This window comes from Variovorax sp. E3 (genome assembly GCF_016082275.1).
Classification (GTDB): Bacteria; Pseudomonadota; Gammaproteobacteria; order Burkholderiales; family Burkholderiaceae_C; genus Variovorax.
Genome location: NZ_MOWM01000311.1, coordinates 1 through 2317, shown reverse-complemented (window position 1 = coordinate 2317; position 2317 = coordinate 1). Strand labels below are relative to the sequence as shown.

The 2317-nt window shown below is 72.4% G+C and carries 2 protein-coding genes; both read left to right on the top strand.

The window, feature by feature from the left end; all coding sequences use genetic code 11:
• Positions 1-261 (top strand): DUF4129 domain-containing protein (locus tag BMG07_RS40425; RefSeq protein WP_198089178.1); only part of this gene is annotated, 261 nt, incomplete at its 5' end.
• A 219-nt stretch (positions 262-480) separates the two neighbouring features.
• The coding region (locus tag BMG07_RS44545) for a DUF4350 domain-containing protein (RefSeq protein WP_307867330.1) at positions 481-2317 on the top strand (1837 nt) is incomplete at its 3' end.

Genomic DNA, 2317 nt, shown 5'->3' with positions numbered 1-2317 from the left:
CTGTCGCGGCTGGTGCATTCGCACGGCGTGCCGGTGCGCGCCGCGAGCACCGAGGGCGAGTGCGTCGCGCTTGCCGCGCCGCGCTTGACGCCGCCCGCGCAGGCCTTCTTCGTGCGGCTGGTCGGTGCCTGGCAACTGGCGGCATATGGCGGGCGGCTGCCTTCCACATCGGAGGTGCTGGCGGTTTGCGGCGAGTTCGACCTGCACCTGCCGGCAACCGCCGCGCCCACGGCCGAAAGCGCGCAGGGGGCCACGGCATGAACGCCTGGCTGGTTCGCATCTTCTCGGTGCTCGCGCTGGTGCTCGTCGGCGCCTGGGTGGTGTCCGCCACCGAATGGGCCGACACCGAGGTGCGCACGCCCGCCAGCGGCGAGGCCAAGACCAATTCGTTCTATGCGGCGCAGGCCGTGTTGCGGCACCTCGCGCCCGCGTGGTCAAGCGCGAGAGCCTGGACGCCATGCCCCCGGCCGCGCCCGGCTGGTGCTCGCCTCCAGCCACTGGGACCTGTTCCCCGAGCGCGAGCAGCGCCTGCGCGAATGGGTCGAGCAGGGCGGCCACCTCGTGATGCCGGGCTACCTCGCCAGCAGCGACCTGCTGGAAAGCTGGCTCCCGCTGGTGCGCGAGAAACCGCCCACGCCGGTCGAAAAGAAAGAGCCCCCCGCGTCCAGGAAGAAGCCGCCCAGGACAGCCGTCGACGACACGCCCGCCAAGGACGCCGATTGCCACGCGGTGACCGAGCCCGACACCGTGCCCGCGAGCTTCGCTGGCGGCCGGAGCTTTCGCATCTGCACCTGGTCGTCGGTCGCGAACTACCGCACCAGCGACAAGCAGCCGCGCCCCCTGTGGGTGGTGCTCGGCGCGCGCGGCAACGAGGCGATCCGCGTGCAGGTCGGTCGCGGCACCGTCACCGTCATGCCCTGGGGCCTGTGGCGCAACGAGAACCTGACGCGCGCCGACAACGCCTTGTTCGCCGCCGCCGCGCTGCAGCTGCGCACCCGCACTGAAGTCTGGTTCGTTGCCGAGGAAGCGCGCGAGCCCTTCCTGCGCTGGCTCTGGCACAAGGGCTGGGCGGCGCTGCTGCTGGGCCTGCTGGCGCTGGCCCTGGCGCTCTGGCGCGCGGCCGTGCGCTTCGGGCCGCTGGCGCCGTCGGCCGGCACGCACCGGCGCTCGATGGCCGAGCAGGTGCGCGGCACCGCCGGCTCCTGCACATGCACGCGCGACGCGCTGCATGCGGCGCAACTGCGCGCGCTGAACGAGTCCGCCGGCCGCCAGCTGCGCGGCTATGCGCTGCGCGATGCCACGGCGCGCGCCGCCGCCATTGCCCAGGCCACGGGCCTGGAGGCGGCCATGCTCGCGCGGGCGATGGCCGCGCGTGCGCGCCATCCGGGCGCATGGCCGTCGACCTGGAGGTGCTGGAGACCGCGCGCCGGCGGCTCGACGCCCACGGGCCTTCACGCCTTCACCTTCTTCCTCCACATCCTGAACCGAGAGACGCTCATGCAAGCCATCCAACCCGAAGAACTGACGCGCGCGGCCCAGTGGCTGCAGACCCTGCGCGCCGAGGTCGGCCAGGCCGTGGTCGGCCAGCTCGAGGCGGTCGACCAGACGCTGGTGGCGCTGGTCGCGTCGGGCCATGTGCTGATCGAAGGCGTGCCGGGGCTCGGCAAGACGCTGCTCGCGCGCGCCCTCGCGGAGGCCATGACCTTGCGCTATGCGCGCGTGCAGTTCACGCCCGACCTGATGCCCTCGGACATCACCGGCCACGCGGTGCTCGACATCGCCGCGCGCGGCGACGGCAGCCTGGGCACCCTGCGTGTGCACCAGGGGCCGGTGTTCACCAACCTGCTGCTGGCCGACGAAATCAACCGCGCGCCGGCCAAGACCCAGAGCGCGCTGCTCGAAGTCATGCAGGAGTACCAGGTCACGCTCGAAGGCACGGCCATGCCGCTGCCGCGCCCCTTCATGGTCATGGCCACGCAGAACCCCGTCGACACCGAAGGCACCTACCCGTTGCCCGAGGCGCAGCTGGACCGCTTCCTGCTGAAGATCGACATCGGTTTTCCGAGCCACAGCGAAGAAAACGCCATCGTGCAACTCACCACCAACCAGCGCGCCGGCAACCAGTTTCCGCTCGAGGCCGTGCGCCCCTGCCTCGACGAGGCGCAGGTGCTCGAGCTGCAGCGCCTCGCCTGCCTGGTGCAGGCCGACGAGCGCGTGATCGACTATGCCGTGCGCATCGCGCGCGCCACGCGCGACTGGCCGGGGCTGTCTTCGGGCGCCGGCCCGCGCGGCACCATGGCGCTGGTGCGCGCCGCGC